The following is a 26,199-nucleotide window of genomic DNA, read 5'->3' on the forward strand; positions in this document are numbered from 1 at the left end:
TACTTGCACGGCGCATCATTGGCTCAGGACAAAACCCAACTCAAACACTGTGCCACTCGCATCACTGCTCACCCTGACCCGTCCGCCATGCAACAGCATGATCGACTGCACGATCGCCAGCCCCAGCCCACCGGAATCCCCAGGCTGCGCCCGTGAAGGATCGACGCGATAGAAGCGGTCGAACAGTTTGCCCAGATGTTCTGGCGCGATGACCGGGCCGTGGTTGTGTACCTGTAACCAGCACACGCCCGGCTCATCGTGGCGGCGCAGGCTGATCAGCGTGCTTTCATCGGCATGGCGCACCGCGTTGGCCAACAGATTACCGAGCGCGCGTTGCAGCAGTTGCTGGTCGGCCAGCAGTTCGCCGTGCAGCGCATTTTCCAGACGGATATTGCGGTCGTCCGCCAGCGCTTCGAAGTAATCGCACAATTCATTGCCGACCTCGTGCAATTCCAGCGTGCGCAAGTCGAGCGCACGCTCCGCCTGTTCGGCGCGGGCGAGGAACATCAGGTTCTCGGCCATGCGTTTGAGGCGTTCGAATTCTTCCATGTTCGACGCCAGCAGCTCCTGATACTCCGCCGTGCTGCGCGGGTGATTCAGCGCCTGGCCGTTGCTGGCGAGCAAGGTGTGCAACGGGGTGCGGATCTCGTGGGCCAGATCGGCAGAAAACTGCGACAGCCGCTGCACGCTGTCGTCCAGCCGCGCGAGCATGCCGTTGAGCGCCTGCACCGGTTCGAGCAGTTCGGCGGGGGTGCCACTGGCGGGCAGACGCTGGTCGAGGCTGCGCAGATCAATGCCGCGCACCGCCGCGCTTAACTGGCGCAACGGTTGCAGACCACGGCGCAGCAAAACCAGGCCCAGCGCGAACGCCAGCAACGCGCCAAGCCCGACGGCCAGGTACAGGCGCAGGCGATAACTGGCGAGCATCTGTTCACGCTCAGTAAGCACCTTGCCGGCGATCACGGTGAGCGGTTCGCCGTTCGGCCCTTGGGCTTCACCGGACAACAGCGCCAGCTCAGCGCCGTCCGGCGCTTGCCAGGTCAGCACATCGCGACGCTGCGGCGTTTGCTCGCGTGCGATTGCGTTCAATGGCGGCAGCTCGCGCTGGCGCGGGTTGATCGCAATCACGTTCGAGCCATCGGCCCGCCGCACCAACAGCAGGCTGTCGAGGTTACCGAGCATGTTCTGATAGAGACGTGGCCGCGCCTGCAAGGCGCCGAGGCTGTCACTGTCGGCGAGCAAGGCGCGCACCTGCTCCAGACGGCCGAGCAACGCGAGGTCGTCGCGGTAGGCGATTTCCGAGTCGAGCGAGCGGTAGAGAAACACACCGATCGCACTCAACACCAACGCGCAAACCACAGCGAACGCCAGCGCCAGACGCCAGGCGATCGACCTAGACCGCATCGTCGGGCGCCTCCAGCTGATAGCCGACCCCGCGCACGGTATGGATCAGTTTCGGCATGTACGGGTCATCGACCTTGGCCCGCAAACGCCGCACTGCAACTTCGACCATGTTGGTGTCGCTGTCGAAATTCAGGTTCCACACCTGCGAGGCGATCAGCGTGCGCGACAGCACTTCGCCCTGACGGCTGGCGAGCAATTGCAGCAAGGCAAATTCCTTGTTGGTCAGGGCAATGCGCTGACCGCCGCGACTGACCCGACGCCGTAGCACGTCGATTTCCAGGTCGGCGATGCTGTAGGACTCGGCCTCGCGCAGCGGCCCGCGCCGCAGCAACGTGCGCACCCGCGCGAGCAATTCGGCGAAGGCGAAGGGTTTGAGCAGGTAATCATCGGCGCCCAGTTCGAGGCCGCGCACGCGGTCTTCGATGGCGTCCTTGGCGGTGAGGAACAGCACCGGCGTGGCGCCGCGCTGGCGGATCAGTTGCAGCAGCTGCCAGCCATTGAGGCCCGGCAGCATCACGTCGAGGATGATCAGGTCATATTCCTGCTGCTCGATGAAATAGCGCCCATCGAGACCATTGAGCGCCACGTCCACGGCAAAACCCGACTCGCCCAGGCCCTTGGCCAGGAAATTCGCGGTTTTGGCTTCATCTTCTACGACCAGCAAACGCATGGCACACCTCGATTGATCAGGCACACAGGCTAGGCGCCTTCGGCGGCGTTGCCCATTACAAACTTGTAATCCGACTGTCGGGGTTCTGACGAAGAGCGGCGGCTAAGGTGATGTCCTTCGCTTTCGGAGCCTGTTCATGACCGTCAAATACCTTGCAGCCAGCCTTGCCCTCGGCCTCAGCGTCAGTGTTTTCGCCGCCCCTGAACTGCCGCGCCACGCTGACCTCGATCTGAAAACCGCACGCCTGCTGGCCGACACCGCGTTGAGCAATTGCACCGCCACGGTATCGGTGCTCGACCGTGGCGGCAACTTGCTGGTAACCCTGCGCGGCGACGGCATCGGCCCGCACAACACCGCTGCCAGCCAGCGCAAGGCCTACACCGCGCTGTCGACGAAAACCCCGACCCGGCTGTTCGCCGAGCGCGCCCGCAGCAATCCGGAAACCGCCAACCTCAACACCCTCGATGAGCTGCTGTTGCTCGGCGGCGGGATCCCGTTATTCGCCGCTGATGAACTGGTCGGCGCCATGGGCGTGGCCGGCTCCGGCGGCGGCGAGCAAGACGAAAGCTGTGCGATCAAGGCCGCCGAAAAGGCCGGCCTGACCCTGACCCGTTCCCAATAAGGAGACTGACCATGACCACCCTGCGCATGACCTTCGCCGCACTCGGCCTGAGTGCCTTCTCCAGCCTGGCGCTGGCCGCCGGCAACCCGCTGAGCGTGCACGTGCTCAACCTGGAAAACGGCCTGCCCTCCCCGGGCGTCAACGTGACCCTGGAAAAACACGTCGGCCAGAACTGGCAGCCACTGGCTCAGGGCACCACCAACGAACAGGGGCGCATCGCCGAACTGTTCCCGGCCAAGCAGCCTTTCGAGGCGGGCGAATACCGGGTGGTGTTCAAGACCGGCGAGTATTTCGAGAAGAACAAGCGCGAGACGTTTTTCCCGGAGATTCCGGTGATTTTCCAAGTGAAGCAGACTGACCAGCACTACCACATCCCGCTGCTGCTCAGCCCGTATGGCTTCTCGACCTATCGCGGCTCGTAAGCCACACATGTTTCCCCTGTAGGAATGAGCCTTGTGGTGAGGGGATTTATCCCCGATCGACTGCGTAGCAGTCGCCGGACTTCATCACAGGTTGGGGGCGGCTGCGCCCCCCATCGGGGATAAATCCCCTCACCACAGAGGCCCACTCCAGCAATGGATCGGTGTGAAATTTTAGAGTGTGGCGAGAGCGCGCAATCGCTTGGCATCGAGAATCTCGATCTCGCCATACCCCAACCCGATAATCCCCTGCCCTTGCAGATCCTTGAGGATCTGGTTGGTGGTCTGCCGTGACAGCGACAGCATCGACGCCAGCTGCTCCTGCGGCAGTTGCAGGACCCGGCGTGGCGCATCAATCTCACCGTAGCCCTCGGCGATCATCAGCAAGCGATGGGCCAGGCGTGCCGGAGCCGGCAGCAGGCTCAATTGTTCGAGATTGATAAAGGTCAGGCGCAGTTTGTGGCTCATCAGCAATGCCAGATGGCGCCAGTACACCGGCTGTTCGTCGAGGATTTTCAGCAGCGTGGCCTGCGGGATATTCAGCAGGGTGCACGACCCGACCGCATACGCATCATGAGTGCGTGGCTGGCCGTCGAACAGGCAGATTTCGCCGAACCAGTGCGGCGCCTCCACCAGGCTCAGCAACGCCTCCTTGCCCTGCTCGCTCACCGCGCCGATTCGGATCGCGCCGTCGAGCACCGCGTACAGGCCGCAGGGCGGATCGCCGCGCTGGAACAGGCGCTGCCCCGCCGCCAGCCGCCGCTCCCGGGCCGCCGCCAGCAGACTATCCTGAAAGGATGCCGGCAGATGACTGAACCATTGCCCGGTCAGCAGCCGTGAACGCTTATCCATGATCACTCCCAATTGTCGCCTGCCTGACAGAGCGAACGCCGAACCCGAGGCATGCTGCACGCACCCTACAGGAGGAACAACAATGAAAAGCCTCGTCGACCATCTCAGTCAATACGCCGCCTACCACCGCGACCCGCGCAACATCGCCAGTCACTTTATCGGCATTCCGCTGATCGTGGTGGCGGTGGCGGTGTTGTTGTCGCGACCAGAATGGTCACTGGGCGGCTTGTGGATCTCTCCGGCGGTGCTGCTGGCGCTGGCGTCGGCGTGGTTCTACCTGCGCCTGGAACTGAAGCTCGGCGTTCTGATGACGCTGTTGATGGGCCTGTCGGTCTGGGCCGGGCATGCGCTGGCGCAGCAGAGCACCATGGTCTGGCTGAGCAGCGGGCTGGCGATGTTCGTGATTGGCTGGGTGATCCAGTTTGTCGGGCACCACTACGAGGGGCGCAAACCGGCGTTTGTCGATGACGTGAGCGGGCTGATTGTCGGGCCGCTGTTTGTGGTGGCCGAAGTGGCGTTCCTGCTCGGCATGCGCCATGAGTTGAAAGAGCAGATCGAGGCGCGGGCGGGGGTGGTGCGGGTCAATCCGAATCGTGCGGCTGTATAGGCCGCTTTCGCGAGCAAGCCCGCTCCCACAATGGAATGCGTTCCAAAGGTGGGAGCGGGCTTGCTCGCGAAGCTTTTGACTTTAGAGGCCGGCGACTTTCTGCCAGACCTTCGGCTTGAAGAACAGCGTTTCACCCTTGGCCAGTCCGATCAGGCTGTCGTGATCCTTCACCACTTCCGCCTCGATCAGATCGGTCTGCCCTTCCACCTTCAACGTCACCCGCGTGGTCGCGCCCAATGGGCGAATATCACGCACTTCAGCGGCGTGGTGATCTTCCAGTTCATGCTTGGACAACGACACTTCGTGCGGACGGAACAGCACATGGTTGTCATCGCTGAGCAGCAAGCGGTTCGAGTCGCCGAGGAAGTGATAAACGAAATCGCTGGCCGGGTTTTCGTAGACGTCGCCCGGTGAGCCGATCTGCTCGATCACGCCCTTGTTCATCACCACGATGCGGTCGGCGACTTCCATCGCTTCTTCCTGGTCGTGGGTCACGAACACCGAGGTCAGGTTGATGTCTTCGTGCAGGCGCGCGAGCCAGCGGCGCAGCTCTTTACGCACCTTGGCGTCGAGAGCGCCGAACGGCTCGTCGAGCAGCAGCACTTTCGGTTCCACCGCCAAGGCACGGGCCAAGGCGATACGCTGACGCTGACCGCCGGAGAGTTGCTCCGGGTAGCGATCCGACAGCCAGTCCAGCTGCACCATGTTCAGCAGTTCGTGGACCTTGGTCGCGATCTGGCTTTCGCTCGGGCGCTGGTTTTTCGGTTTCATGCGCAGGCCGAACGCGACGTTGTCGAACACCGTCATGTGGCGGAACAAGGCGTAGTGCTGGAACACGAAACCGACGTTGCGATCACGCACGTCGTGGCCGGAGACGTCTTCGCCGTGAAACACGATGTTGCCCTGATCCGGGGTTTCCAGGCCGGCGATGATCCGCAGCAGCGTGGTCTTGCCGCAGCCGGACGGGCCGAGCAGCGCCACCAGTTCACCGCTGTGAATGTCCAGGCTGATGTTGTCCAGCGCCTTGAACGCATTGAAATTCTTGCTGACGTTACGCACTTCGATCGACATGAATTATTCCTCCGCGGCGCTGGCGCGCAGGCGGTTGATACGGTTTTCGCTCCACTGCTTGAGCAGCAGGATGAAGAGCGCCAGGATCAGCAACAGGCTCGCCACGGCGAACGCGGCCACGTGGTTGTATTCGTTGTAGAGGATCTCGACGTGCAGCGGCAAGGTGTTGGTCACCCCGCGAATGTGCCCGGAAACCACCGACACCGCACCGAACTCACCCATGGCCCGCGCGGTACACAGCACCACGCCATAGATCAGACCCCACTTGATGTTGGGGACGGTGACATGCCAGAACATCTGCCAGCCATTGGCGCCGAGCAACCGCGCGGCTTCCTCTTCCTGCGTGCCTTGTTCCTGCATCAGCGGAATCAGCTCGCGGGCCACGAACGGCACGGTGACGAAGATCGTCGCCAGCACGATGCCCGGCAGGGCGAACACGATCTGGATGTCGTGATCCTGCAGCCACGGGCCGAACAGGCCCTGGGCGCCGAACATCAGCACGTAGACCAGACCAGCGATCACCGGCGATACCGAGAACGGCAGGTCGATCAGCGTTACCAGCATGCTCTTGCCGCGGAACGAATATTTGCTCACGCACCATGCGGCGCTGACGCCGAACACCAGGTTCAGCGGCACCGAAATCAGCACGGCGATCACCGTGAGTTTCAGCGCCGACAAGGCGTCCGGTTCAAAGATCGCGGTGAAGAACGCGCCGAGGCCGTTCTTCAAACCCTGCGACACCACGATGAACAGCGGCAGCACCAGAAACAGGAAAAAGATCAGCCAGCCGAGACCGATCAGCACGCGCCGTGAAGTAGCGCTGCCACGGCGGGCAGCGTTGGCCGAGGACGCGGCCGCAATAGACGATTGGGACATGTTCGCGCCTCCTTATGGGGTTTCGATGCGCCGCTGCAACAGGTTGATCAGCAGCAACAGGACGAAGGAAACCACCAGCATCAGCACGCCGATGGAAGTGGCGCCGGTGTAATCGTATTGATCGAGCTTGACCATGATCAGCAGCGGCAGGATCTCGGTTTTCATCGGCATGTTGCCGGCGATGAAAATCACCGAGCCGTACTCACCGACACCGCGGGCGAACGCCAGGGCAAAACCGGTCAACCAGGCGGGCAACAGCGCTGGCAAGAGGATATGGCGGAACACCTGCAAAGGTTTCGCGCCAAGGCAGGCAGCGGCCTCTTCGACTTCACGGGGAATGTCAGCCAGTACCGGCTGCACCGTGCGCACCACGAACGGCAGGGTGACGAAAGTCAGCGCCAGGGTGATGCCCAGCGGCGTGTAGGCAATCTTGAAACCGAGGTCGGCGGCAAACTGGCCGACCAGACCGGTCGGGGTGTACAGCGCGGTCAGGGCGATACCGGCCACCGCCGTCGGCAGGGCGAACGGCAGGTCGATCATCGCGTCGATCACCTTGCGCCCGGGGAAGGTGTAGCGCACCAGCACCCAGGCCAGCAGCGTACCGATGATGCCGTTGATGATCGCCGCACACAGCGCGGTGCCGAAGCTCAGCTTCAACGCTGCCAGCACGCGTGGCGCGGTGATGATCGTCCAGAACTGATCCCAGGTGAGTTGGGCGGCGTGGACGAACATCGCCGCCAGCGGGATAAGCACAATCAGGCTGAGGTACACCAAGGTGTAGCCCAGCGTCAGCCCGAAGCCGGGTATGACGGGGGAGATACGACGCGACATAAAAGTCCTTGGTTAAAAAGCATTCCGCTGAACGCACCAATGTGGGAGCAAGCCCTGTGGTGAGGGGATTTATCCCCGACCGACTGCGAAGCAGTCGCAAAACCAGAGTTCGCGGTAGATTTGATTCACCGCAAAGGTCGGCATTGGGGCTGCTGCGCAACCCATCGGGGATGAATCCCCTCACCACAAAAGCTCACTCCCACATCTCAAGTGCCTAAACTTCAGGCTCATTGTGGAGCAGATTACTGCGCCTGATAGATCTGGTCGAACACGCCACCGTCGTTGAAGAACTTCGGTTGTGCGGATTTCCAGCCGCCGAAGTCCTTGTCGATGGTCACCAGTTCCAGTTTCGGGAACTGCTGGGCGTACTTCGCCGCCACATCCTTGTCACGCGGACGGTAGAAGTTCTTCGCGGCGATCTCCTGACCGGCCGGGCTGTACAAGTGCTTCAAGTAGGCTTCGGCGATCTGCTCGTTGCCCTTCTTCTCGGCGTTCTTGTCGACCACGGCCACCGGTGGCTCGGCAAGGATCGACAGCGACGGCACGACGATGTCGAACTTGTCGGCGCCGCCATCTTCTTTCAGTGCCAGGAACGCTTCGTTTTCCCAGGCCAGCAACACGTCACCCTGACCATTGTTGACGAAGGTGATGGTCGAGCCACGGGCGCCGGTGTCCAGCACGGGAACGTGCTTGAACAGGGTCTGTACGTATTCTTTGGCTTTTTCTTCGCTGCCGCCGTTGGCTTTCAGGCCATAGGCCCACGCGGCGAGGAAGTTCCAGCGTGCACCACCGGAGGTTTTCGGGTTCGGGGTGATCACCGAAACGTCGTTCTTGACCAGGTCGCCCCAGTCCTTGATGCCTTTCGGGTTGCCCTTGCGCACCAGGAACACGATGGTTGAGGTGTACGGGGTGCTGGCGTCCGGCAGACGCTTCTGCCAGTCGGCCGGCAGGGTCTTGCCGAGCTTGGCGATTTCGTCGATGTCGCCGGCCAGGGCCAGGGTCACGACGTCGGCACGCAGACCGTCGATCACCGCCCGGCCCTGCTTGCCCGAACCGCCGTGGGATTGCTGGATTTTCACGGTGTCGCCGGCATGATCCTTCTGCCAGAACTTGATGAATTCGGCGTTGTAGTCCTGATACAGCTCGCGCGTCGGGTCGTACGACACATTGAGCAGTTCGTAATCCTTGGCAACCGCGGAACCGGCAAACACAGCACTGGCCAGCGCGGCCAAAGCGTAACGGCGAATCGACGACATGGTGAAAGCTCCTGGAATTCTTGGTGGTGGCTTTTTCTTATGTGTTGCTGGAATCGGGTTGCTCATTCAAAGATCGCCGCCTGCGCCAGCGCTTGCGCACAGCCCCCTGCAAAAGCTGGCGCAGGCTGCGATCTTTTTCAGCTCGGCTTGTTACCCGGCTGCTGCAAACGGAATTTCTCTTTGCGTTCGATCTGCACGACCTGGGCGTTGTGCACAGTGATCTCCACCGCGCCAAACCGCAGATCGCGCAGGGCGCTCTGGATTTCACGCAAGATGGTGGTTTCGTCCTGACCGTCAACGCTGCGAAGGGATGCGCTCATGGTGCTGCTCCTTTGAATGGGATGTGCCTGGCAGTGGGCGGCACTGCGTTCGGCGTGGGAGCAATATAAGAGAGGCGCAGATATTCTTAAAAAGACTATTTAAGAATGTTTATATAACTAGAAAACATTATCTGACGGGGCAAGGGTTTGCGCGGTGTTCCCCGAGTTTGAAGCCTGTATGAAACCTTTTGGTGAGGGGATTCATCCCCGATGGACTGCGTAGCAGTCCCTGTTTTTTAGGGCCGCTGCGCGACCCATCGGGGATAAATCCCCTCACCACAGGTTTTGTGTCAGCCATAACAGGACTGCTAACCGATAACAGGAGCTCTGGTCCAATCAATCTCCCCCGCCGGCACCGGCCGCCCAAACCAGTACCCCTGCCCCAGATCACATTCCTGCTCCAGCAGAAACGCCGCCTGCTCGGCCTGCTCGATCCCTTCGGCATGCACCTGCATGCCCATGCTGCGTGCCAGGGCGACGATCACCCGAACGATGGCTGCGTCATCCTCGTCCCACGGCAGACCGGCGACAAAACCCTGATCGATCTTGAGCTTCTGCACCGGCAAGCGCTTGAGCCGCAACAACGACGAGTACCCCGTGCCAAAGTCATCGATGGCCAGGCGAATGCCCAACTCACGCAAGCGATGCATCTGTTCCAGCGCCACTTCCGGGTCATCCATCACCGCGCTTTCGGTGACTTCCAGCTCCAGATACGCCGGATCCAGCCCGGTCTCGTGCAGCACCTGCGCCACCTGCTGATACAGCTCACGCCGGGCAAACAGGCGCGACGACACATTCACCGCGACAAACGACAACACAATCCCGGCCTGCTGCCATTGACACATCTGCGAACACGCCTGACGCATCACCCAGGCGTCGATTTCGGCGATCAGCCCGGTGCGCTCGGCAATCGGGATGAATTCCGCCGGTGACACCAGACCACGCTGCGGATGCTCCCAGCGCACCAGCGCTTCGACGCCGATCAGGCGACTGCTGTGCAAATCGTGAACCGGTTGGTAATAGACGCGCAGCTCCTGCTGCTCCAGCGCGCGACGCAGCTCGAAGGCAATCTCGACCCGTTGCTGCGCATGGGCGGTCAACTCTTCGGTGTACAGCGCGTAGCCGTTTCGGCCGCTGCTCTTGGCCTTGAACAGCGCGGCGTCGGCATTGCGCAGCAATTGATCGGCACTCAATGCATCACTGGGGAACAGGCTGATACCGATACTGGCGTTGATGAACAGCTGATGCCGCTCGATGCTGAACGGTTCCTTCAGCGCATCGAGAATGCGCTGGGCCAGCGCCGCTGCCTGAACCAGTTGTGGACAACTTTCCGCCAGCACCGCGAATTCGTCACCGCCGAGCCGTGCCAGGGTAATCCCGGGGCCGAACAGGTCCTGCAGGCGCGCCGCCACCGCTTTGAGCAGGCGATCGCCGACGTTGTGCCCGAGGCTGTCGTTGATCATCTTGAAGTGATCCAGATCGATCATCAGCAGGGCGCAGCCACGCTTGTGGATCTGCGCCGAGGCCAGCGCCTGCTCGGCGCGGTCGCTGAACAACAGGCGATTGGGCAGGTCGGTCAGCGGGTCGTGATGGGCGAGGTGCTTGAGTTCGTGTTCGGAGTCCTTGATCGCACTGATGTCGGAAAATACCGCCACGTAGTGACTGAGCCGGCCCTGATCATCGTGAATCACGCGGATGGTCTGCCACTGTGGATAAATCTCGCCGCTCTTGCGTCGGTTCCAGATCTCACCGCTCCATTCGCCCTCGCTCTCCAGCGTGGCGAACATCGCCTGGTAAAAGCCCGGCGGATGGTGGCCGGACTTGAACAGGCTTGGCTGATGGCCGAGAACTTCGTCGTACTGGTAGCCGGTGATTTCCATGAACGCACGGTTGACGTGCACGATCAGGCCCTGATGATTGGTGACCAGCACCCCTTCGCGGGTGCAATCGAACACCGCTGCCGCCTGACGCAGGCGTTCACGGTCGGACTGACGCTCGCGTAGCCGCGCACCAATGCCGAGAAATTCGCACAATCTGGCCCGTGCCAGGAAAATCAGGCCAGCGCTGACGGCAGCCCAGACGTAACCGTTGATCAGTTGCCATCGCTGCAGATCGACAGACTCATCAAAGAAACTGTTCAATAAGTAACCAGTTCCCTGCAGCCAGACCACAGCAAGCAACAGGTAGAGCAGCGCTGCACGCAAGGCATCGCGGTAAGTGGCAGGCATTCGGCTGTCCATGTCCCTACAAAAAAGGCTGGAATTATAGGTCAAGAAACATCCAGCGACTCTTATCTGAAAGGGCGACTGGTTTTATCTGTGTGCTTGGTGATAATGCAACGGCTGTTTTTATCTTTATCGAGGGCCCTATAGCCTATGTGGTACGAAGGTTTTCTTGGCTTGTCGGCCTGGTCTCTGGTCGCGGTCACCCTGCTGATGACCCACGTGACAATTGTCGCCGTCACGGTCTATCTGCACCGTTACTCGGCCCATCGCTCGCTGGAGCTGAATGCCGGCCTGAAACACTTTTTCCGTTTCTGGCTGTGGCTGACCACGGCGCAGAACACCCGCGAGTGGACTGCCATCCACCGCAAACACCACGCCAAATGCGAAACCGAAGATGACCCGCACAGCCCGGTCATCAAGGGTCTGTCCACCGTGCTGCGCAAAGGCGCCGAGCTGTATCGCGCCGAAGCCGAGAACCCGGAGACCCTGCGCATCTACGGCAAGAACTGCCCCGAAGACTGGATCGAGCGCAACCTCTACAGCCGCTACCCGTTGCTGGGCGTGGCGATCATGGGCGTCATCGACCTGCTGCTGTTCGGCACCATCGGCATCACCATCTGGGCGATTCAGATGATGTGGATCCCGGTCTGGGCGGCCGGCGTGGTCAACGGTCTGGGTCACGCCATCGGCTACCGCAACTTCGAATGCCGCGACGCGGCGACCAATCTGGTGCCGTGGGGCATCCTGATCGGCGGCGAAGAACTGCACAACAATCATCACACCTACCCCAACTCGGCCAAGCTGTCGGTGAAGAAGTGGGAGTTCGACCTCGGCTGGGCGTGGATCAAGGTCTTCAGCTTCTTCGGTCTGGCCAAAGTGCAGCGTGTGGCACCGATTGCCCACCGCGTCGAAGGCAAGGGCCATCTGGACATGGACACCGCCATGGCGATCCTCAACAACCGCTTCCAGATCATGGCCCAGTACCGCAAATTGGTGATCGGCCCGCTGGTCAAGCAGGAGCTGGACAAGGTCGATCATTCGGTACGTCATCAATTCCATCGGGCCAAGCGCCTGCTGTCGCGGGAAACCAGCCTGCTGGAAGACCGTCATCACTTGCGCATCCAGAACATGCTCGAGCACAGCCAGGCGCTGAAGGTCATTTACGAGAAACGTCTGGCCCTGCAGCAGATCTGGGTCAAGACCAGCGCCAATGGCCACGACATGCTCGCCGCCATCAAGGAATGGGTGCACGAGGCCGAAGCCAGCGGCATCCAGTCCCTGCGTGAATTTGCCGACCAGCTGAAAACCTACTCGCTGCGCCCCGCCGCAGCCTGACCGCCATGAACGAATCCCCTCGCCACAGGGGATTCATCCCCGATCGGTAGCGCAGCTACCGCAAATTTGTCGACGCGTTCTCATTGCTGAAACGCGTCATATCTACCGCCCGGCGGGAGCAAGCTCCCTCGCCACAAAAGCGCGGAACTTAGCACCGAAAGCCCTATCTCAAAGACACTTCGCCACCCCGGCGGGCTGTACTGTGGCCGTTGTCGAAATTGCGGCACACCTTTTGAGAAATGTGCCGATGGTCAACAACAATCAAAAAGACTCATCCCTTGCGCAGTGGCCCGAGGCCGCGCAAACCCTGATGGCGCTGATGCACGCTCAAGGCGAAGTCGCCCGGCTGAGCGAGCGCGAACAACTGTTCAGTTCATTGCTGGTGAGCGTCAACGCGGTGCTCTGGGCGTTCAATTGGGAAACCCGTCAGGTGCTGTATGTCAGCCCTGCCTACGAGCGGATTTTCGGTCGCTCCGCAGGCCTGTTGCTGGCCGACTACAACCAGTGGCGCGACAGCATCTACCCCGACGACCTCGACTATGCCGAACGCAGCCTTGCCGAAGTGCTGCAAAAAGGTGCTGTGGAAGACCGCGAGTACCGGATCATCGCCGCCGACGGTCAGGTGCGCTGGCTCAGCGACAAATGCTTCATCAACCGTCAGGACGAACCCGGGCAACCGGTGATCATCGTCGGCATCGCCGAAGACATCACCGACAAGAAGCACATGGAAACCGAACTGCATCGCCTGGCGACCACCGACGTACTGACCCAGAGCAGCAACCGCCGACACTTCTTCGAATGCGCCAACCGCGAGTTCGAAGAGGCACGCCTGCAAGGTGCACCACTGGCCTTCCTGCTGCTGGACATCGATGATTTCAAGCTGATCAACGACAGCTACGGCCACCCGGCGGGTGACAACGTGCTGCAACGGATTGCCGAATGCGGGCGCGCTTCGTTACGCCGGGGTGATTTGTTCGGACGTATCGGCGGCGAGGAGTTCGCTGCGGTGTTTCCCGGTTGCGCACCGGACATGGCGCTGCAAGTGGCCGAGCGGCTGCAGCAGGAGATTCAGCGCCTGAGTTTCAACCACGAGGGGCAGACATTCGGCATCACCGTCAGCCAGGGCCTGACCAGCCTCAGGGATGGCGACGACAGTCTCGAGAGCCTGTTCGCCAGAGCGGATGCGGCCATGTACGAGGCAAAACGGCAGGGCAAGAACCGGATCATTTCTGCCTGATCCAGAATTTCAGCAACCCAAATATCCAATGTGGGAGCGGGCTTGCTCGCGAAGGCGGTAGGTCATTCAGCATTTATGTTGGCTGATACACCGCCTTCGCGAGCAAGCCCGCTCCCACAGGGTTTTGTGAAAAGTCAGATTACTTACGCATCCGCATCAATTCCGGCAGCCCGATCTTCAGCAGTCGCGCCGTACGACTCCTCGCCAGTTCCTCAACGCCCTCATGCTCGGTCAGACGGGCCATCTGCGCCGCCATGTTCATCACCAGCGCCTCACGGGAATAGACCCCACCACCGAGCTGGTAGACCGACGCAATCAACTCACGCAGCTCCAGCGGCAGGCGCCAGCGTGTACGCAGCGCCGAACCGTAGGCCGCGCCAAACTCCGCCAGCGCGTCACCGACCTCTTCCCACTCATCCAGCTCGCCGCCAGCCTGCTTCCACTCCTGCAAACAACGCAGCAACGCCAGGTCACCGAGACGATGCAGCATGCCCGCGCAGTAGCAGCGCTCCTGATCCAGATCGAGCAGGCGCGCCAGGGTGCGGGCGTATTCCGCCGTGTGCAGCGACAGCCCCCAATAGCGCTCGGCGTAATCCGCCAGGCACGGGTCACTGAGTCTGGCGCTGCGTTTGAGCGCCAGGCCGAGGATCAGGTTCATGCTCTGCCCGGTGCCGAGGCGGTGCAGCGCCTGCCCCAGGGTCTGCACCGCCACACCATGATGCTGCGCCGCACTGTTGGCGGCGGCGATCAGCACGGCGGTGATCTGCGGATCGGTGCGGATCTCTTCTTCCAGCAGCTTCAGATCGAGGCCATTGGGGTTGAGGCTGCGTTTGACCGCCACTTGCACATCGGTCATCAACGGCGCGCCATCGGCCTGCTCACGACGCCGCTCAAGGAACACCGATAAGGTCATGCCCGGCGCCAGCGTCGGCACTTCGCAGAACACCTCTTCACCCGCATTCAGCAGCAAACCCTGCAGCCGCTCGGTCAGACTTTCCATGTTCAGCGGTTTGGTCAGATAGGCCGTCGGGGCCAACGGGATGGCTTCGCGCACGCTGGCGCTGTCGTTGCGACTGCTCATCAGAATGAACGGCAGCGGCGGATTGCGTTTGCGCTGGCGCACGCTGCGCAGCACGCTCAAACCATCAATGCCCGGCAACTCCCAATCGACAATGGCCAGGTCATAAGGCACTTCGCTGAGTAACGACATGGCTTGCTGGCCATCGGCACACAAGTCCAGCCGCGCATCACAGCGCACGTTGAGCAACACTTGTTTAAGCAGGTCACGAGACCATGGATCGGCCTCGGCAATCAGCACTCGGGGTACGGCGGGTAAATCAACGGCGGTCATGCGCGCTCTCCCTTGCAATGCCTGAACCTTAGCCAATGCTGGCCTATCGATACAGCGCAAAAGCGTTGGATGTGTATCAGGGGCATAAAAAAACCCGCCGAAGCGGGTTTTTTGTCGAACGGATCACACAGCGCCGGGGCTTACAGCTCCGAGAAGCACTCTTCGATGATCGCCAGACCTTTGTCCAGTTGCTCGTCCGGCGAGGTCAGCGGTACGAGAACGCGCAGCACGTTGCCGTAGGTGCCGCAGGACAGCAGGATCAGACCCTTGTCGCGCGCCTTGGCCACGACAGCCGCAACGGCGGTCGGGTTTGGCTTGTGGCTGTCGCCGTTTTCGAACAGCTCGACCGCGATCATCGCGCCCAGCGCACGCACTTCGCCGATCACCGGGTACTTGGCCTGGATGGCCTTCAAACCGGTTACCAGACGCTCGCCGACAGCCTTGCAGCGGTCCAGCAGTTGCTCTTCTTCGAACACTTCCATCACGGCCAGCGCCGCAGCGCAAGCGATCGGGCTACCGGCGTAGGTGCCACCGAGGCCGCCTGGAGCGATGGCGTCCATGTATTCGGCCTTGCCGCAGACACCGGCCAGCGGGAAGCCGCCAGCGATGGATTTGGCGAAGGTGGTCAGGTCGGCGGCAACGCCCATCTGTTCCATGGCGAAGAAGGTGCCGGTACGGCCAGCGCCAGTCTGCACTTCGTCAGCGATCAGCAGGATGCCGTGCTGGTCGCACAGGGCACGCAGACGCTTCATGAATTCTTTCGGCGCGACGTAGAAACCACCTTCACCCTGCACAGGCTCGATGATGATCGCGGCGATGTCTTTCGGCTCGGCGTCGTTCTTGAAGATGCGTTCGATGGAAGCGATCGAGTCGTCGATGCTCACACCGTGCAGTTCGTTCGGGTACAGCGCGCGGAAGATGCCGCCTGGCATCAGGCCCATACCGGCCGAGTAAGGCACGACTTTACCGGTCAGGCCCAGGGTCATCATGGTGCGACCGTGGTAAGCGCCGGTGAAGGCGATCACGCCAGCGCGGCCAGTGGCGGCACGGGCGATTTTCACGGCGTTTTCCACGGCTTCGGAACCGGTGGTCACCAGCAGGGTTTTCTTGGCGAAATCACCTGGCACCTTGGCGTTGATCTTTTCGCACAGCTCAACGTACGGCTCGTAGGCCAGTACCTGGAAGCAGGTGTGGGTCAGCTTGTTCAGCTGTTCGGTCACGGCGGCGATGATTTTCGGGTGCACGTGGCCGGTGTTCAGCACAGCGATACCGCCGGCGAAGTCGATGAATTCACGACCTTCAACGTCAGTCACGGTAGCGTTCTTCGCCGATTCAGCGAAGATCGGGTGAATCTGGCCAACACCACGTGGAACAGCTGCGGTACGACGGGCCATCAGTTCAGCGTTAGTCTTGCTCATTACAGTCCTCATTCACCGCTCATCGGGCGGCGTGGTTCAAGGATTAAGCGGGAGGAATCGGCGGTGGCAGCATGCGATGATCGACTGTCACGGCGTTCCCGGCCGCAGAGAAAGTTCCGGTTTGAAACGACGCAAAGGGACAGCGCTCTCGTGCCCTTTGCGTTTGCAGCGATCCCTTTCCCGGCTTAGATGCCCAGGCAGAGGTATTTGATTTCCAGGTAATCTTCGATGCCGTACTTGGAGCCTTCACGGCCCAGGCCCGAGGCCTTGATGCCGCCAAACGGCGCGACTTCGTTGGAGATCAGCCCGGTGTTGACGCCGACCATGCCATATTCCAGCGCTTCCGCCACGCGGAACACACGACCGAGGTCACGAGCGTAGAAGTACGACGCCAGACCGAACTCGGTGTCGTTGGACATCGCGATCACTTCGGCTTCGTCTTTGAAGCGGAACAGCGGCGCCAGCGGGCCGAAGGTTTCTTCCTTGGCGACAGCCGCGTCTTTCGGCACGTTGGTCAGGATGGTCGGCTCGAAGAAGTTGCCTTCCATCGGCTTGCCACCGGCCAGCACGGTGGCGCCTTTGGCCACGGCGTCAGCGATGTGCTCTTGCACCTTGGCCACGGCTTTTTCGTCGATCAGCGGGCCAGTGGTGGTGCCTTCTTCCAGACCGTTGCCGATCTTCAGCTTGGCCACCGCCACTTTCAGCTTCTCGGCGAACGCGTCGTAGACCGAATCCTGAATGTACAGACGGTTGGCGCAGACGCAGGTCTGGCCATTGTTGCGGTATTTGGAAATGATCGCGCCTTCGACGGCCTTATCCAGGTCCGCGTCGTCGAACACGATGAACGGCGCGTTGCCGCCCAGTTCCAGCGAGACTTTCTTGATGTCCTTGGCGCATTCCGACATCAGCTGACGGCCGATTTCGGTCGAGCCGGTGAAGGACAGCTTGCGCACGATCGGGTTGCTGGTCAGCTCGCTGCCGATGTCGCCGGCGCTGCCGGAGACCACGCTGAACACACCTTTAGGGATGCCGGCCCGCTGCGCCAGTTCGGCCAGGGCGAAAGCGGAGAATGGGGTTTGCGACGCTGGCTTGAGCACCATGGTGCAACCGGCGGCCAGCGCCGGACCGGCTTTACGGGTGATCATCGCCGCCGGGAAGTTCCACGGGGTGATCGCGGCGGTCACGCCGATCGGCTGCTTGATCACGATCAGGCGCTTGTCTGGCTGGTGGCCCGGAATCACGTCGCCGTAGATACGCTTGGCTTCTTCGGCGAACCACTCGATGAACGAAGCGGCGTAAACGATTTCGCCCTTGGCTTCGGCCAGCGGCTTGCCTTGCTCGAGGGTCATCAGGCGCGCGAGGTCGTCCTGGTTCTCGATCATCAGTTCGAACCAGCGACGCAGCTTGCCTGCACGCTCCTTGGCGGTCAGTGCACGCCAGGCCGGCAGCGCTTTGTCAGCGGCTTCGATGGCGCGGCGGGTTTCGGCGGCGCCCATCTTCGGCACGGTGCCGAGGATTTCGCCGGTGGCCGGGTTGTTGACCTTGATCGTCTGACCGTTGTCCGCATCGACCCAAGCGCCATCAATGAAGGCTTGCTGGCGGAACAACTGGGTGTCTTTAAGCTGCATGTCGGCTTTCCTTAACAGCACCGCGGCCTGCGCGGAGCAAAATTATGATTGTAGAAAGGCGCCTCGCAAGGCTGCCGTCAGGGAAATCATCTACCGGGTGAGGCGCAGCGATCGTGCGTTATTCACAGCATCTGCGCATCCACACCCCGTCAAAGAGCGTTTGAAATCTCAAACGGATCGTAGGAGCAAAGGGGGTAAAGGACAATAGGTCGTTCGAAAAAAAGAACAAAAACCCAGCGTTTGCTGGTTTTTTCAGATCAACGAGCAAAAAGCCCCGGCCGCAGCCAAACCATAGATCAGCCAGGAAAAAGCGCCAAGCGAGGGTTTTGCAGGACGTTACAGCTTTAAGGAATGCAGCGATTCTACGGACACGCGCACTGACAAAACCCGCCAAAACCCGGCATGGACGCCCCGAGCCGACCTAGGTATGATGTCGCCCGCTGCACCAGTAGCTCAGCTGGATAGAGTACTGCCCTCCGAAGGCAGGGGTCGTGGGTTCGAATCCCGCCTGGTGCGCCATGAATTGAAACGAGAAAGCCCCGGACTGTGATGGTCCGGGGCTTTTTTGTGGGCGCGGTGTTTCATGCGACGACGGTCACTCCGTCGTCCAGTCAAACTCGTCGTAATCGTCGTCTTCCTCTTCTTCCCCAACCTCCTCAAAAACCTCGTCTTCTTCCACGACGTCTTCTTCCGACTGGTTCAGCAGAAATTCCTTGCGCGCCTCGGTAATCGCGCGCCGCATCTCCTCGCCCTTCTGCGGGCAGTTGAGGAGTTGGGCGATGCGGTCGATTTTTGCTGCCACTTTGTTCTCCAGCGCTTCAGCCATGGCCCGATAGTGCGCGTTTTTGCCGGGCAATGCCAAATGGCTGGGTGAACAAGCGGTCAGTTCTGGCGGATTTTTTCGAGTCGCCGGTCGAGGTCCACGCCGGGGTAGCGTTTGTGCAGGTTGTTGTATAGCGCGTCAGCGGCTTGCAACTGACCGGAGTCGCGCAGGCGCAGGACTTCGCGCAGCTGCGTATCTAGGCCGTTGGCTGGGGCGGCGGCGCGTTTGTTGAGTTTGGCTTGGTCGGCGCTGATCGCGTCGCTTTGCATCGGCGCGGCCATTTCCATCATCGGCGCCGGCGCGGACATGGCCGCAGCGGGTGGAGCGGGCAGTGATTGCGCTTCCGGGGCTTGTTTACGCGCCAATGGCGCGGCCGGTTTGGCCGCCGGGGCGAAGTCGAATTGCGGTTGTGGTTCCGGCGTGTGTTGCACCAGCGACAGCATCAGTGCCACACCGACCAGGCTGGCGAAGGCGACCTGCCAACGCGGTTTCTGACAGGCCCGCAGCCAGCGTTGCCACAGGCCTGGCTTGGGCACCGGTGTTTCGCGGAGAGCAGCCTTGAGGATGAACGCATCAAGGTGCGCCGGCGGTTCAACATTGTGCTGTTCGCGTACATGTTTGATCACAGATTCTTCGGGTGTCTGGCGGGCGTCAGTCATGTCAGTACCTCCTCGGCCAGCAGCCGACGCAGTTTATGCTGGGCGTAGCGCAAGCGGCTCTTGACGGTTTCCAGCGGTGTTTCGGTGAGGCTGGCGATTTGTGCCAGGTCGAGGTCGCCGTGGGCACGCAGCAGGAACACTTCGCGCTGATCGGCAGGCAAGGTTTGCAGAGCGCTTTCCAGGCGCTGGCTGTCGCGGCTGAGGTTCAGCAATTGTTCGGGATCGTGGGTCTCGTCGCCAATCTCATGCAGCTGTTCGTCGTAGCTGTCGTGCAGCGGCTGATGTGCGCCGTGTTTGCGCCAGTGATCGATCAGCCGATTGCGCGCAATCTGGAACAGCCATGTACGAAACGTCGCCCGGCCCTGTGGCTGACTGGTGCTGCGGATCAGGCTCAGCCAGGTGTCCTGAAAGACTTCGTCAGCCAGTTCCGGTTTGCCGCTCAATCCAAGCAGAAACCGATACAAACCCTGACGATGGCGCGCGTACAGAATCTCGAACGCCGCGCCGTCGCCCTCGCGATAACGCGCCAGCAGCGTTTCATCGCTGCTGGCGGCCGCGCTGTCTGGCGTAGCAAACAGCTGACTGATGAAGCCTTTCAATCGGCTCACTATTCAATCCGTCGCTCAGTGGGCATCGCATTCGATGCGGTTGAGGCGCGCAGGCTTTGCGCCAGTTCCACCAGTTGCACGAACTCGTTGCGCAAGCCGAAGCGGTCGTCGCCCCGAGCGCCACGGGCCAGGGTTTCGGTGTCCTTGAGGCTGAAGTCGCCGGTGTAGCGAGCGTCCTTGAGCTGCTGGGAAAACGCCGCCACTGCCGCCGCGAAACGCAGGTCCTCACTGGCCGGTGCGACCTGATTGGCAATCGGCCGCTCGATCAGCAGACTTTTCCCACCTTCGGGCTGTTGATAACGCACACGCAGCATCGCCAATTCTCCACCCTTCGCAGCAACCACCTTCTCCGATTTACCGTAGCGCAGCGGTTCCAGCCAGCCCTTCTCACCTGTCGGAACAATTTCATACAGCGCGGTCACCGTGTGTCCTGCGCCGACTTCACCGGCATCGACTTTGTCGTTGCTGAAATCCTCACGCTTCAAGGCGCGGTTTTCGTAGCCGAGCAGGCGATATTCACTGACCTGCGCCGGGTTGAATTCCACCTGCAATTTGACGTTTTTTGCCACCACCGCCAGGGTCGAACCGAGTTGATCCACCAGCACTTTGCGCGCCTCGCGCAGGTTGTCGATGTAGGCGTAGTTGCCGTCGCCGGCGTCAGCCAGTTGCTCCATCAAGTGTTCATTGTAGTTATCCACACCGAAACCCAGGGTGGTCAGGGAAATCCCGGTTTTGCGTTTATCCACAGCCATTTGTTTGAGGCTGTCGAAGTCGCTGACGCCGACGTTGAAGTCACCGTCGGTGGCCAACAGGATGCGGTTGATGCCTTTGGGAATGAACGCCTGCTGCGCCATTTGATAGGCCAGTTCGATGCCCGACGCGCCAGCGGTTGAACCGCTTGCGGTCAATTGCTCGATGGCTGTGCGAATTTTGGCTTTCTCGTGTCCGGACGTTGGCTCCAGCACCACACGGGATTCGCCGGCATACACCACCAGCGACACCCGATCCTGTTCGCGCAACTGATCGACCAGCAGTTTCAATGTGCTTTTGACCAGTGGCAGCCCTTCGCGGCGATCCATCGAGCCGGACACATCCACCAGAAACACCAGATTCGCCGGGGCCAGCTCCGCCACAGCCCGGTCAGAGGCCTTGATGCCGATGCGCAGCAGGCGGGTGTGCGGATTCCACGGGGTGGCGGCCAGTTCGGTGGTTACGCCGAAGGGCGAACCATCGGTCGGCAGCGCATAGTTGTAGGGAAAGTAATTGACCATCTCTTCCAGCCGCACCGCGCCCTCCGGCGGCAGGCGTCCCTGATTGAGCAAACGTCGGACGTTGGCGTAGGCGCCCGTATCGACGTCAGCGCTGAAGGTCGAGACCGGAGCCTCGTCCACGCTGTGGATCGGGTTGTCGGCTAGCGCCTGATATTGCTCGCGCTGCTCGTCACGATAGCCTTGTGAATAACTTTCCGGGGCCGGCATCGCCGCGAAACTGGCCATCGGCGCCGGTCGCGCACTGCGCTTGGCCATGGCGCCATCGGCGATCAGCGCCTCATGCTGAATCGACGCCTGTGGCTGGGCCGGCGCCGGAACGGCAGCCGATTCGGGATTGGAAGACACGCCGCAACCGGCGACGGTCAACAACACACCGACGGCAACGGGTCGCAGAAAAGGCAGGGAGCGGGACATGGGGGCTGACCTCGGGATGAAAGTGATCCATTCATCCACTGAGACGGGCAGCCCTTTCAGATCGGGTTAAACGCCGCTGAAATTTTTTTCAGCGGTGATAACGCCGTACCACGCTGCTGTTTCGCAGTACGTGGCCTTTGATTTTGTCCATCAGTTCGGCGCGGGTCAGGCCGGCTGGCAAGGCGTCCGGGGCCAGATCCAGGGCGTAAATCTGAATGATGTAGTGGTGGGCGCTGTCGCCAACCGGTGGGCACGGCCCGATGTAATGGGTGGTGCCTTTGCTATTGGTACCGCCCACGCCTTCGAGAGTGGATTTGGCGCCGACGCCGGCCGGGATCTGCCGGGTGGTGGCCTTGATGCCGTAGTGAATCCAGTGATCGACGCCCGCACCTTTCTGGCCGTCCGGGTCGTGCATGACGATCGCGTAGCTCAGAGTGCCGGCAGGCCCGGCGTTCCAGGCCAGTGCCGGGGACTGGTTCTTGCCACCGCAACCGGCCGCATCGCTCGCGGCGGCCGAGGTGAACAGACGGTTGTCCGAGACACCGGGGATGTCGAGGGTAAAGCGCTCGGCCGCCTGCGCCGGAAACTGCACGCAAAGGGCGACGGCGACGGCCGCCAGCCAAGGGTTGAGAGAGGTCAATCGGGTCATTCCGGGAGTACCTTGTGCAGTTGGGCCTTCGTCGGCCTGCAAACTATAGCTGTACCGTTCGTACCTTGGCAGTGGCAATTGGCTGAACCTCGCACGGCGGCGCAAACTCGTAAGAGAAATGCCTGTCAGGAGCACGAACATGAGCCTGCACCGTGTCGCCCGTGTCGCCGATGTCCCCGAAGACCGTGGCCTGCAAGTCGAAATCGGCGAGCGCAAGATTGTTCTGCTCCATGCCAATGGCCAACTGCGCGCATTTAAGGGCGAATGCCCACATGCCGGGGCGCCACTGGCTGACGGCGCGCTGTGCAACGGACGCCTGATCTGTCCTTGGCATAAAGCCGCATTTCGCGTCGAAGACGGCGCGTTGTGCGAGCCACCGGCCCTCGACAGCCTCAAGCGTTATCCGCTGGAGTTACGTGGCGATGAGGTCTGGGTCGATGATCAACCGCTGCCGGATGCTCACACGCCTCCGGCCGATGATTCACGCACCTTTGTGATTGTCGGCGCAGGTGCAGCGGGCACGGCATGTGCGGCGGCTCTGCGGGAAAAAGGTTTCGGTGGCCGGATCATCATGCTCGACCGCGAAGCGGAGGCCGGTTACGACCGCACGGTACTGAGCAAATTCGTCCTCGCCGGCGAGATGTCGGCGCAAGAAACTCCGCCACTGCGCGATGAAGATTTTTATCAAGAGCAGCGCATCGAACGCCAGCAAGGCGCAATCACTGCCATCGACTCCTCAGCGAAAACCCTGCATTTGCACGACGGCCAATCCCTGCGCTACGACGCCGCGGTACTCGCCACCGGCGGCGTGCCCAATCCGCTGCAACTACCCGGCGCCGACCTGCCGCAGGTGTTCGTTCTGCGCTCGAAAGCCCAGGCCGAACAGATCATGCGCACCGCCAAACCCGAGCAGCGGGCGCTGATCATCGGCGACAGCTTTATCGCCCTCGAATGCGCCTCGGCCCTGCGTCAGTTCGGCCTCGACGTCACAGTCATCGCCCGCCACGCCATCCCGTTTGCCGCGCAATTTGGCGAAGCGGTGGGCAAGGCGATCCGTGCGCTGCATGAACAACACGGGGTGAAATTCATCACCGATCACGAAGCCCGGGAAATCACCGGTGATGGCAAAGTCGAGGCGGTGCTGCTGGACAACGGTTTGCGCGTTTCGGCGGATCTGGTGCTGGCGGGGGTTGGTGTGCATCCGGCCACAGAAGCGTTCGCTTCGCTGCCAAGGGAGAAAGACCAGTCACTGCGCGTCGATGCCGGTCTGCGGGTCTGCGAAGGTCTATGGGCGATTGGCGATATCGCCACGTTCACCCTGAGCGGCCAGCCGCAACGCATTGAGCATTGGCGCCTGGCCCAGCAGCACGCACGCATCGCTGCCGCCAACATGTTGGGCGCCGATGAGCATTATCTGGATGTGCCGTTTTTCTGGACCTGGCACTTCGGCAGGAACTACGACTACCTGGGCCACGCCAGCCAGTGGGATGAAATCGAGTTCAAAGGCGAGCCCGAGCATCCGCCCTTTATTGGCCTGTTCGGCCACAACGGCGTGGTGGTTGCCGCCGTGGCTTGCGAGGAAGAGCGAGCCATGGCGATGCTGGCCGAGCGGATGAAACAGCCGCTGACGATGGAAGACGCGTGGGAGATGATTCGCTGCTGAATGCTGAACAATGTAGGAGCTGCCGAAGGCTGCGATCTTTTGATCTTTAAAATCAAGATCAAAAGATCGCAGCCTTCGGCAGCTCCTACAGGGGAGTCGTTGTTCAGGTGGGGCGATTCACCGGGTCGCGATTGTCATCATCCTCGGCGTGCAGAAAGATCACCCGTGGGTGTTCCGGCGGCGCCAGCGGTGGCGGCAACTCCGCTGGCTGCAGCGGACGGAAGTTCAGCACCACATGGCTGATATCACCTTCCTGATCGTTGTGGATGGTCATCACCCCGGGTGTGCGCAGCTTCTCCAGGCGGTCATCGCACAGGCGGAAGCTCTTGCTCAGCCCTTCATCATCGACCACCGGTGCCGGCAAACGACGCTGGGCGAAACTTCTGCTTTTGCGCTGCTGATAACGCGCCCAACCAATCAGGATCACTGCGTTGACCAGCGCCACCCACAGGTAGATCTGCAACGTACCCAGGGCCTCGAACGCCGAGTTGTCGATGCGTGGCCCACCGGCGTGGGTCTCGATCAACGGCCACAGTCCGCGAATCAGCAGAAACAGCAGGCCGACCCAGGCCAGCACGGTGAGGACCACATCGACCACCACCAGGAAGGGCCGCTGCCGGGTCCGGATGATTTTCATTTGATGACCTCCTCTTCGTCGTCGCCAACCGGCTTGATGCCGCGGTCAGGGCTGACCCAGCGTGCACGCTTCTGATGCTGACCAAACAGCACTTTGGGGAAACTGACCAAGGTGGTGAGCAGGCTGACCAGCCAGAACGCGATCGGATACCAGACCACCCAGAACATGGTTCGGCCCAGACCCGGTTCATAGCGCCGGTCGATGATGATGCTGACCGCGAATTGCACCAGGCAGACGAACGCCAGCAACAGGCCGGTGAACGCCGGGGGCATCAGGTGATGCACGGCAATCGATTCCGGCATGACCACGAACTTGCCCACGCCCCAAAAGATCACCGATAGCAGGAAGGTGAAGGCCCACCCGGTCGACAGGCAGTACTCGAACAGCAGTGGCCACAAGTAACGATGACGGTACTGCCAGATCCCGCGAATGTTCTTGAACAGCACCTCGGCACCGCCCTGGGCCCAGCGCAGGCGCTGCTTCCACAGACCGCGCAGGGTTTCCGGCATGAGGATCCAGCACAGCGCGCGCGGCTCGTAGAAGATGCTCCAGTGATCGAGTTGCAGCTTCCAGCTGATGTCGATGTCTTCGGTGATCATGTCCGGGCTCCAGTAGCCGACCCGGTTCAACGCGGTACGACGGAACGCGACGATGACGCCGGACACGGTAAAGATCCGCCCGAACACCCGCTGCGTGCGTTTGATCAAGCCGATGATCGACGAGAACTCGCCGACCTGCACCCGCCCGACCAGGGTCGAACGTGTGCGAATCCGTGGGTTGCCGGTCACTGCGCCAAGCCGCGCGTTGTCGAGCATCGGCGCCACCAGATAGGCCGCCGTGTTCGGCGCCAGCAGCGCGTCGCCGTCGATGCACACCAGATATTCGCTGCGCGCAGCAATGGCGCCCATGCGCAGGGCAACGGCCTTGCCCTGGTTTTCCGCCAGGTGCAGCACCCGCAGGCGCGGGTCCTCCTGGGCGAGCCGGTCGAGCACTTCGGCGGTGTTGTCCTTCGAGCCGTCGTTGATCGCGATGACTTCGATGTTCGGATAGTGCTGGGCCAGCGCCGCGTGAATCGTGTCGGCAGCGTTTTCGCCTTCGTTGTAGCAAGGGATCAGGATCGAGATCAGCGGCTCGCCTTCCAGTGGCGGCGGCAAAGTGTCGTCCTTCCATGGCCAGTGGCGTTCCCAGTGCAGCCAGAAATACAGGCCGCCGGCAATCCACAGCCCGGACATGAACAACGGGTAGAAGAACACGAAGTCCATCAGGAACTGCCCGGTGACCAGGAAGATCAACCCCAGCGGCACGCCGAGGACGAGCGCCAGAACAAGCAGGGCTAACAGTCTATCCAGCATG

At 61.4% G+C, this 26,199-nt stretch carries 25 protein-coding genes and 1 tRNA gene; 7 read left to right on the forward strand and 19 right to left on the reverse strand.

Annotated elements, in window-relative coordinates; all coding sequences use genetic code 11:
* Positions 1–15: 15 nt before the first annotated feature.
* Together KCG87_RS06120 and KCG87_RS06125 are read right to left on the reverse strand one after the other, a co-directional pair.
* The gene (locus KCG87_RS06120; RefSeq protein ID WP_210556897.1) at positions 16–1,404 is read right to left on the reverse strand and encodes a heavy metal sensor histidine kinase; all 1,389 of its coding nucleotides are present in this window, start codon (positions 1,402–1,404) and stop codon (positions 16–18) included.
* Entirely contained in the window at positions 1,394–2,074 is a 681-nt protein-coding gene (locus KCG87_RS06125) for a heavy metal response regulator transcription factor (protein WP_027611153.1), read from the reverse strand. The genes KCG87_RS06120 and KCG87_RS06125 overlap by 11 nt, the downstream gene beginning before the upstream one ends.
* A 136-nt stretch (positions 2,075–2,210) precedes the next feature.
* Between KCG87_RS06125 and KCG87_RS06130 the strand changes: the two genes are divergently transcribed.
* Positions 2,211–2,696 carry a heme-binding protein gene (locus tag KCG87_RS06130; protein WP_098966609.1) on the forward strand — a complete coding sequence of 162 codons (486 nt, stop codon included), beginning with the start codon at positions 2,211–2,213 and terminating at the stop codon, positions 2,694–2,696.
* Positions 2,697–2,707: 11 nt separating this feature from the next.
* Positions 2,708–3,118: a hydroxyisourate hydrolase gene (gene uraH, locus KCG87_RS06135; protein ID WP_097086822.1), complete on the forward strand. Its 411-nt coding sequence runs from the start codon at positions 2,708–2,710 to the stop codon at positions 3,116–3,118.
* Between the two features lie 171 nt (positions 3,119–3,289).
* Here the strand turns inward: uraH and KCG87_RS06140 are convergent, their stop codons facing one another.
* Positions 3,290–3,967, reverse strand: a complete 678-nt coding sequence (locus KCG87_RS06140) for a Crp/Fnr family transcriptional regulator (protein WP_210556899.1) — start codon at positions 3,965–3,967, stop codon at positions 3,290–3,292.
* Between the two features lie 82 nt (positions 3,968–4,049).
* Between KCG87_RS06140 and KCG87_RS06145 the strand changes: the two genes are divergently transcribed.
* Positions 4,050–4,574: an Mpo1-like protein gene (locus KCG87_RS06145; protein ID WP_098966608.1), complete on the forward strand. Its 525-nt coding sequence runs from the start codon at positions 4,050–4,052 to the stop codon at positions 4,572–4,574.
* 81 nt (positions 4,575–4,655) lie between these two features.
* Here the strand turns inward: KCG87_RS06145 and KCG87_RS06150 are convergent, their stop codons facing one another.
* The 6 genes from KCG87_RS06150 to dibA all read right to left on the reverse strand — a co-directional run bounded on the left by KCG87_RS06150 (position 4,656) and on the right by dibA (position 11,156).
* Entirely contained in the window at positions 4,656–5,645 is a 990-nt protein-coding gene (locus KCG87_RS06150) for a sulfate ABC transporter ATP-binding protein (protein ID WP_025113397.1), read from the reverse strand.
* A gap of 3 nt (positions 5,646–5,648) precedes the next feature.
* Positions 5,649–6,521 carry a sulfate ABC transporter permease subunit CysW gene (cysW, locus tag KCG87_RS06155; RefSeq protein WP_003220512.1) on the reverse strand — a complete coding sequence of 291 codons (873 nt, stop codon included), beginning with the start codon at positions 6,519–6,521 and terminating at the stop codon, positions 5,649–5,651.
* 12 nt (positions 6,522–6,533) lie between these two features.
* Positions 6,534–7,352: a sulfate ABC transporter permease subunit CysT gene (gene cysT, locus KCG87_RS06160; protein WP_027611147.1), complete on the reverse strand. Its 819-nt coding sequence runs from the start codon at positions 7,350–7,352 to the stop codon at positions 6,534–6,536.
* 242 nt (positions 7,353–7,594) lie between these two features.
* Positions 7,595–8,608 carry a sulfate ABC transporter substrate-binding protein gene (locus KCG87_RS06165; protein ID WP_027611146.1) on the reverse strand — a complete coding sequence of 338 codons (1,014 nt, stop codon included), beginning with the start codon at positions 8,606–8,608 and terminating at the stop codon, positions 7,595–7,597.
* A gap of 137 nt (positions 8,609–8,745) precedes the next feature.
* Positions 8,746–8,928 carry a sulfur starvation response protein OscA gene (gene oscA, locus KCG87_RS06170; RefSeq protein ID WP_003220508.1) on the reverse strand — a complete coding sequence of 61 codons (183 nt, stop codon included), beginning with the start codon at positions 8,926–8,928 and terminating at the stop codon, positions 8,746–8,748.
* Positions 8,929–9,236: 308 nt separating this feature from the next.
* Positions 9,237–11,156, reverse strand: a complete 1,920-nt coding sequence (gene dibA, locus KCG87_RS06175) for a phosphodiesterase DibA (RefSeq protein WP_134785155.1) — start codon at positions 11,154–11,156, stop codon at positions 9,237–9,239.
* A gap of 147 nt (positions 11,157–11,303) precedes the next feature.
* Here dibA and desA point away from each other — a divergent pair, with 147 nt between their 5' ends.
* Both desA and KCG87_RS06185 read left to right on the forward strand, forming a co-directional pair.
* Complete coding sequence (desA, locus tag KCG87_RS06180; RefSeq protein WP_027611144.1) at positions 11,304–12,488, forward strand: delta-9 fatty acid desaturase DesA; 1,185 nt, start codon at positions 11,304–11,306, stop codon at positions 12,486–12,488.
* Between the two features lie 247 nt (positions 12,489–12,735).
* On the forward strand, positions 12,736–13,725 hold the full coding sequence (locus KCG87_RS06185; RefSeq protein ID WP_098966601.1) for a sensor domain-containing diguanylate cyclase: 990 nt from the start codon (positions 12,736–12,738) through the stop codon (positions 13,723–13,725).
* A 139-nt stretch (positions 13,726–13,864) separates the two neighbouring features.
* Here the strand turns inward: KCG87_RS06185 and KCG87_RS06190 are convergent, their stop codons facing one another.
* The 3 genes from KCG87_RS06190 to gabD all read right to left on the reverse strand — a co-directional run bounded on the left by KCG87_RS06190 (position 13,865) and on the right by gabD (position 18,122).
* Positions 13,865–15,076, reverse strand: a complete 1,212-nt coding sequence (locus tag KCG87_RS06190) for a response regulator (RefSeq protein ID WP_096796911.1) — start codon at positions 15,074–15,076, stop codon at positions 13,865–13,867.
* Between the two features lie 140 nt (positions 15,077–15,216).
* Positions 15,217–16,494: a 4-aminobutyrate--2-oxoglutarate transaminase gene (gabT, locus tag KCG87_RS06195; RefSeq protein WP_003220503.1), complete on the reverse strand. Its 1,278-nt coding sequence runs from the start codon at positions 16,492–16,494 to the stop codon at positions 15,217–15,219.
* A 185-nt stretch (positions 16,495–16,679) separates the two neighbouring features.
* Positions 16,680–18,122: an NADP-dependent succinate-semialdehyde dehydrogenase gene (gene gabD / locus KCG87_RS06200; RefSeq protein ID WP_007963502.1), complete on the reverse strand. Its 1,443-nt coding sequence runs from the start codon at positions 18,120–18,122 to the stop codon at positions 16,680–16,682.
* 442 nt (positions 18,123–18,564) lie between these two features.
* On the opposite strand from gabD, the gene KCG87_RS06205 reads away from it, so the two are divergent.
* A tRNA-Arg gene (locus KCG87_RS06205) sits at positions 18,565–18,641 on the forward strand.
* 76 nt (positions 18,642–18,717) lie between these two features.
* Here the strand turns inward: KCG87_RS06205 and KCG87_RS06210 are convergent.
* From KCG87_RS06210 to KCG87_RS06230, 5 genes are all read right to left on the reverse strand, one after another.
* On the reverse strand, positions 18,718–18,984 hold the full coding sequence (locus KCG87_RS06210) for a hypothetical protein (RefSeq protein WP_225137024.1): 267 nt from the start codon (positions 18,982–18,984) through the stop codon (positions 18,718–18,720).
* A 20-nt stretch (positions 18,985–19,004) separates the two neighbouring features.
* Complete coding sequence (locus tag KCG87_RS06215) at positions 19,005–19,604, reverse strand: hypothetical protein (RefSeq protein ID WP_210556900.1); 600 nt, start codon at positions 19,602–19,604, stop codon at positions 19,005–19,007.
* Complete coding sequence (locus tag KCG87_RS06220; protein ID WP_210556902.1) at positions 19,601–20,212, reverse strand: RNA polymerase sigma factor; 612 nt, start codon at positions 20,210–20,212, stop codon at positions 19,601–19,603. Before KCG87_RS06220 ends, KCG87_RS06215 begins: the two co-directional genes overlap by 4 nt.
* Positions 20,212–21,897 carry a VWA domain-containing protein gene (locus KCG87_RS06225; RefSeq protein WP_210556904.1) on the reverse strand — a complete coding sequence of 562 codons (1,686 nt, stop codon included), beginning with the start codon at positions 21,895–21,897 and terminating at the stop codon, positions 20,212–20,214. The genes KCG87_RS06220 and KCG87_RS06225 overlap by 1 nt, the downstream gene beginning before the upstream one ends.
* An 88-nt stretch (positions 21,898–21,985) precedes the next feature.
* The gene (locus tag KCG87_RS06230) at positions 21,986–22,546 is read right to left on the reverse strand and encodes a YbhB/YbcL family Raf kinase inhibitor-like protein (RefSeq protein WP_103367783.1); all 561 of its coding nucleotides are present in this window, start codon (positions 22,544–22,546) and stop codon (positions 21,986–21,988) included.
* A gap of 139 nt (positions 22,547–22,685) precedes the next feature.
* On the opposite strand from KCG87_RS06230, the gene KCG87_RS06235 reads away from it, so the two are divergent.
* Positions 22,686–24,209, forward strand: coding sequence for an FAD-dependent oxidoreductase (locus KCG87_RS06235; RefSeq protein WP_210556906.1), 1,524 nt, complete (start codon positions 22,686–22,688; stop codon positions 24,207–24,209).
* Positions 24,210–24,312: 103 nt separating this feature from the next.
* Here the strand turns inward: KCG87_RS06235 and pgaD are convergent, their stop codons facing one another.
* Together pgaD and pgaC are read right to left on the reverse strand one after the other, a co-directional pair.
* Positions 24,313–24,846 (reverse strand): poly-beta-1,6-N-acetyl-D-glucosamine biosynthesis protein PgaD, encoded by a 534-nt coding sequence (pgaD, locus tag KCG87_RS06240; RefSeq protein WP_135294709.1) that lies wholly within the window; start codon positions 24,844–24,846, stop codon positions 24,313–24,315.
* A complete protein-coding gene (pgaC, locus tag KCG87_RS06245) occupies positions 24,843–26,198 on the reverse strand; it encodes a poly-beta-1,6-N-acetyl-D-glucosamine synthase (protein ID WP_007961454.1) in 1,356 nt (451 codons plus the stop codon). The genes pgaD and pgaC overlap by 4 nt, the downstream gene beginning before the upstream one ends.
* Position 26,199: the final 1 nt, after the last annotated feature.

The organism is Pseudomonas sp. MWU347 (assembly GCF_017947305.1).
Classification (GTDB): domain Bacteria; phylum Pseudomonadota; class Gammaproteobacteria; order Pseudomonadales; family Pseudomonadaceae; genus Aquipseudomonas; species Aquipseudomonas putida_A.

What these genes read in the sequence shown, in the direction of transcription:
- KCG87_RS06140 (WP_210556899.1), bottom strand. Translation starts at nt 3,967, where the DNA reads ATGGATAAGCGTTCACGGCTGCTGACCGGGCAATGGTTCAGTCATCTG.
- cysW (WP_003220512.1), bottom strand. Translation starts at nt 6,521, where the DNA reads ATGTCCCAATCGTCTATTGCGGCCGCGTCCTCGGCCAACGCTGCCCGC.
- pgaC (WP_007961454.1), bottom strand. Translation starts at nt 26,198, where the DNA reads ATGCTGGATAGACTGTTAGCCCTGCTTGTTCTGGCGCTCGTCCTCGGC.
- KCG87_RS06150 (WP_025113397.1), bottom strand. Translation starts at nt 5,645, where the DNA reads ATGTCGATCGAAGTGCGTAACGTCAGCAAGAATTTCAATGCGTTCAAG.
- cysT (WP_027611147.1), bottom strand. Translation starts at nt 7,352, where the DNA reads ATGTCGCGTCGTATCTCCCCCGTCATACCCGGCTTCGGGCTGACGCTG.
- KCG87_RS06225 (WP_210556904.1), bottom strand. Translation starts at nt 21,897, where the DNA reads ATGTCCCGCTCCCTGCCTTTTCTGCGACCCGTTGCCGTCGGTGTGTTG.
- gabT (WP_003220503.1), bottom strand. Translation starts at nt 16,494, where the DNA reads ATGAGCAAGACTAACGCTGAACTGATGGCCCGTCGTACCGCAGCTGTT.
- KCG87_RS06120 (WP_210556897.1), bottom strand. Translation starts at nt 1,404, where the DNA reads ATGCGGTCTAGGTCGATCGCCTGGCGTCTGGCGCTGGCGTTCGCTGTG.
- KCG87_RS06185 (WP_098966601.1), top strand. Translation starts at nt 12,736, where the DNA reads ATGGTCAACAACAATCAAAAAGACTCATCCCTTGCGCAGTGGCCCGAG.
- KCG87_RS06165 (WP_027611146.1), bottom strand. Translation starts at nt 8,608, where the DNA reads ATGTCGTCGATTCGCCGTTACGCTTTGGCCGCGCTGGCCAGTGCTGTG.
- oscA (WP_003220508.1), bottom strand. Translation starts at nt 8,928, where the DNA reads ATGAGCGCATCCCTTCGCAGCGTTGACGGTCAGGACGAAACCACCATC.
- KCG87_RS06145 (WP_098966608.1), top strand. Translation starts at nt 4,050, where the DNA reads ATGAAAAGCCTCGTCGACCATCTCAGTCAATACGCCGCCTACCACCGC.
- pgaD (WP_135294709.1), bottom strand. Translation starts at nt 24,846, where the DNA reads ATGAAAATCATCCGGACCCGGCAGCGGCCCTTCCTGGTGGTGGTCGAT.
- KCG87_RS06215 (WP_210556900.1), bottom strand. Translation starts at nt 19,604, where the DNA reads ATGACTGACGCCCGCCAGACACCCGAAGAATCTGTGATCAAACATGTA.
- KCG87_RS06130 (WP_098966609.1), top strand. Translation starts at nt 2,211, where the DNA reads ATGACCGTCAAATACCTTGCAGCCAGCCTTGCCCTCGGCCTCAGCGTC.
- KCG87_RS06190 (WP_096796911.1), bottom strand. Translation starts at nt 15,076, where the DNA reads ATGACCGCCGTTGATTTACCCGCCGTACCCCGAGTGCTGATTGCCGAG.
- KCG87_RS06230 (WP_103367783.1), bottom strand. Translation starts at nt 22,546, where the DNA reads ATGACCCGATTGACCTCTCTCAACCCTTGGCTGGCGGCCGTCGCCGTC.
- desA (WP_027611144.1), top strand. Translation starts at nt 11,304, where the DNA reads ATGTGGTACGAAGGTTTTCTTGGCTTGTCGGCCTGGTCTCTGGTCGCG.
- gabD (WP_007963502.1), bottom strand. Translation starts at nt 18,122, where the DNA reads ATGCAGCTTAAAGACACCCAGTTGTTCCGCCAGCAAGCCTTCATTGAT.
- uraH (WP_097086822.1), top strand. Translation starts at nt 2,708, where the DNA reads ATGACCACCCTGCGCATGACCTTCGCCGCACTCGGCCTGAGTGCCTTC.
- dibA (WP_134785155.1), bottom strand. Translation starts at nt 11,156, where the DNA reads ATGCCTGCCACTTACCGCGATGCCTTGCGTGCAGCGCTGCTCTACCTG.
- KCG87_RS06235 (WP_210556906.1), top strand. Translation starts at nt 22,686, where the DNA reads ATGAGCCTGCACCGTGTCGCCCGTGTCGCCGATGTCCCCGAAGACCGT.
- KCG87_RS06125 (WP_027611153.1), bottom strand. Translation starts at nt 2,074, where the DNA reads ATGCGTTTGCTGGTCGTAGAAGATGAAGCCAAAACCGCGAATTTCCTG.